General features: G+C 67.0%; 2 protein-coding genes and 2 rRNA genes. 3 read left to right on the forward strand and 1 reads right to left on the reverse strand.

Translation table 11 applies throughout. From position 1 onward, the window contains the following. Together ACIBHY_RS07560 and rrf are read left to right on the forward strand one after the other, a co-directional pair. Positions 1–89: ribosomal RNA gene (locus tag ACIBHY_RS07560) — 23S ribosomal RNA — on the forward strand; the annotation flags it as partial. Positions 90–254: 165 nt separating this feature from the next. After that, positions 255–371: ribosomal RNA gene (rrf, locus tag ACIBHY_RS07565) — 5S ribosomal RNA — on the forward strand. A 117-nt stretch (positions 372–488) separates the two neighbouring features. Here the strand turns inward: rrf and ACIBHY_RS07570 are convergent. Then, positions 489–1,703 carry an SAM-dependent methyltransferase gene (locus ACIBHY_RS07570; RefSeq protein WP_397306253.1) on the reverse strand — a complete coding sequence of 405 codons (1,215 nt, stop codon included), beginning with the start codon at positions 1,701–1,703 and terminating at the stop codon, positions 489–491. A gap of 405 nt (positions 1,704–2,108) precedes the next feature. Here ACIBHY_RS07570 and ACIBHY_RS07575 point away from each other — a divergent pair. Then, on the forward strand, positions 2,109–3,111 hold a 1,003-nt coding region (locus ACIBHY_RS07575; protein WP_397306254.1), incomplete at its 3' end, for a hypothetical protein.

Genomic DNA, 3,111 nt, shown 5'->3' on the forward strand with positions numbered 1-3,111 from the left:
CCCCAGAGACGATGGGGTTGATAGGCCGGAGGTGGAAGCACGGCAACGTGTGGAGCTGACCGGTACTAATAGGCCGAGGACTTGACCACAAAGCATAAGCAACGCCTGTGCAGGCACGCGGGTTTTCTTTGCAGCGCTCTGTTACTCTTCGCCGGGTCCAGAGCAGCGCAGGAAGCCCTTGCGCGGTCAGGGCATGGTGTTGTGTTGCTCGCGTCCACTACGCAATTCTGAGACAGCAAACAGTCTCAAAGAGTTGCGGCGGTTATGGCGGGAAGGAAACACCCGGTTACATTCCGAACCCGGAAGTTAAGCTTCTCAGCGCCGATGGTACTGCACTCGGGAGGGTGTGGGAGAGTAGGTCACCGCCGCACAAACACGTATGCACGATGAAGGGGTCCAACCTTAGGGTTGGGCCCCTTTTTCGCGTTCACCCTCACCTCGCGAACCCCGCCGGCCGAGGCTCGCCATACGACCTCCGTGGGGTGTGGTTAGCCGGTGGCGTTGCGGGGGGCGGCTATGAGGCCGTAGATGATCACTACGCATAGGGCGATGCTGATGATGGACCAGACCGGATATGCGGGGACGAAAGCGAACTGGCCGATCATGGCTAGGGCGGCGAGGATGACGCCGACCGCGCGGGCCCAGACCTGGCCTGCCATGATGCCTGCGCCGGCGGCGATCTGCAGGATGCCGATCGCGAGCCAGATCCAGCCCCAGGTGGTGTAGTCGAAGACGAGTAGGCGACCGGCCGGGGTGACGAAGTAGTCGTTGCGGAACAGGGCGATCAGGCCTTCGATGGCGTTGAAGACGCCCAGCACGACGCCGAGCATTCCGGCGAACGTCAGCCAGCCGGATTCCGGGCGGAAGGCCGGGCCGTGGTGCGTGGATGCAGTTGCCATGTCTGGATATGTCCCCTGATGTGGGGAGATCTGGTTTATGGGTTGGGCAAAGGTATGGCTGGGCGGAGGATGAAGACGCCCCAGCCGAGGTACTGCCGGCCGTACTCGAAGATGGGAAGTGCGGCATTGGCGGAGGAAGTCGCGCATCGCGGGAACCTCCGGATCGTCGGGGTTGTCGCGGAGCCAGTCGCTGATCGTCCACCATTGGGAGGCGGTGTAGCGGTCCCAGCTGTCGGGGTTGGCCAGGATCATGTCGAGGAGTTCGAAACCGGATCGCTCGATGCGTTCCGCGGTGGCGGCGAGTGAGACGCAGGTGTGGTGGTCGATGCCCAGGGCGGTGGCGGCTTCGGGGGGCGGAGTGGTGTTCCAGAAGATCTCGCCTACCAGGATCAGGCCGCCTGGGCGCAGCAGTGGGCGCATGAGGTCCAAGGTGCCGGTGAGGCCGTTGCCTATCCAGGTGGCGCCTATGCAGGAGACGATGTCGTGGGCGCTGGGTTCGGCATTTTCTTTGGCGTAGGTGGCGGCTTCTGCGTGGATGAATTGCACGCGGTCGGTGACGTTGAGCTCATTTGCGCGTTCGCGGGCGGCGGTGACGAAGACCTCGCTGAGGTCGACGCCGGTTCCGTGTACGCCGTAGCGGCTGGACCAGCGGTTGAGCAGTTCGCCTTTGCCGCAGGCCAGGTCGAGGTGCCGGGCCCCTGGGCTGGGGTGACAGATTTCGCCGAGGAGATCGAGTTTGTCTTCGGTGAAAGGGTTGAGGATGCGGTTGCGGGCTTCGGCTATCTCGTACGCGCGTAGCGACATGCCGTCATCCTGGTGGAGCCGGTCATTGGGGGCGACGGAATATCGGCCCGGGTCGGTGAACTGCTGGAGCTTGCTAGGCTGGAGGAGCCGGGCCGCCCCACCACGGGTGGCCTTCTTCGCGTAAGACCCGCGGTGCGGGCAGCCACAGTGGACCGTTGGGTGAGACACGGGTCCGCTGAGTGAGCCAACGAAATGGACCAGAAGTGAACAGAGATAACGGATCGGACGGCGGACAGAGCGGGCGTGGCGACAGCCCCCGCGACGGAGACAAGCGCCCAGACGACAACAGAGGCGGGTACGGCTCCCGCGACTCGCGCGGAAACCAGGGCGACCGTCCGTTCCGTTCCGACGACCAGGGACGGGAGGGTCGCCGGGAAGGCGGCTACGACCGTGGCCCCCGTCGGGATGACCGCGGGCCGCGGCGAGAGGGCGGTTACGACCGCGGGCCTCGTCGCGAGGGCGGCGGCTACGACCGTGGTCCCCGTCGTGAGGGTGGTGACGATCGCGGTCCGCGTCGTGAGGGCGGGTTCGATCGCGGTCCGCGCCGGGACGATGACCGTGGACCCCAGCGTGGGGGCGGCTACGACCGTGGACCGCGTCGTGAGGGCGATGCTCCGCGGCGGGCGTTCCCAGACCGGGATGAGCGCGGGTTCGCCGAGCGTCCGGACTTCGGGAGCGGCGGGCGGCGCGACGGTGGTTTCGACCGTGGCCCCCGCCGGGACGATCGCGGTCCTCGTCGTGAGGGCGGGTTCGATCGTGGGCCTCGGCGGGATGATCGTGGTCCGCAGCGTGAGGGTGGTTACGATCGGGGTCCTCGTCGTGAGGGCGACTCCGATCGCGGTCCGCGTCGCGAGGGTGGCTATGACCGTGGCCCCCGTCGTGAGGGTGGCTATGATCGCGGTCCTCGTCGTGAGGGCGGTTTCGATCGTGGGCCTCGCCGCGATGATCGTGGTCCGCAGCGTGAGGGCGGCTATGACCGGGGTCCTCGTCGTGAGGGCGACTCCGATCGCGGTCCGCGTCGCGAGGGTGGTTATGACCGTGGGCCGCGCCGTGAGGGCGGTTACGGTGGCCCGCGCCGGGACGACCGTGGGCCTCGCGATGATCGGGGCGGTTTCGATCGCGGTCCGCGTCGCGAGGGTGGCTATGACCGTGGCCCCCGTCGTGAGGGTGGTTATGATCGCGGTCCTCGTCGTGAGGGCGGGTTCGATCGTGGGCCTCGCCGCGATGACCGTGGTCCGCAGCGTGAGGGTGGTTACGACCGGGGTCCTCGTCGTGAGGGCGACTCCGATCGCGGTCCGCGTCGTGAAGGTGGCTATGACCGTGGGCCGCGCCGTGAGGGCGGTTACGGTGGCCCGCGCCGGGACGACCGTGGGCCTCGCGATGATCGGGGCGGTTTCGATCGCGGTCC

The sequence above is a fragment of the Nonomuraea sp. NPDC050547 genome (genome assembly GCF_044457345.1).
Lineage (GTDB): Bacteria > Actinomycetota > Actinomycetes > Streptosporangiales > Streptosporangiaceae > Nonomuraea.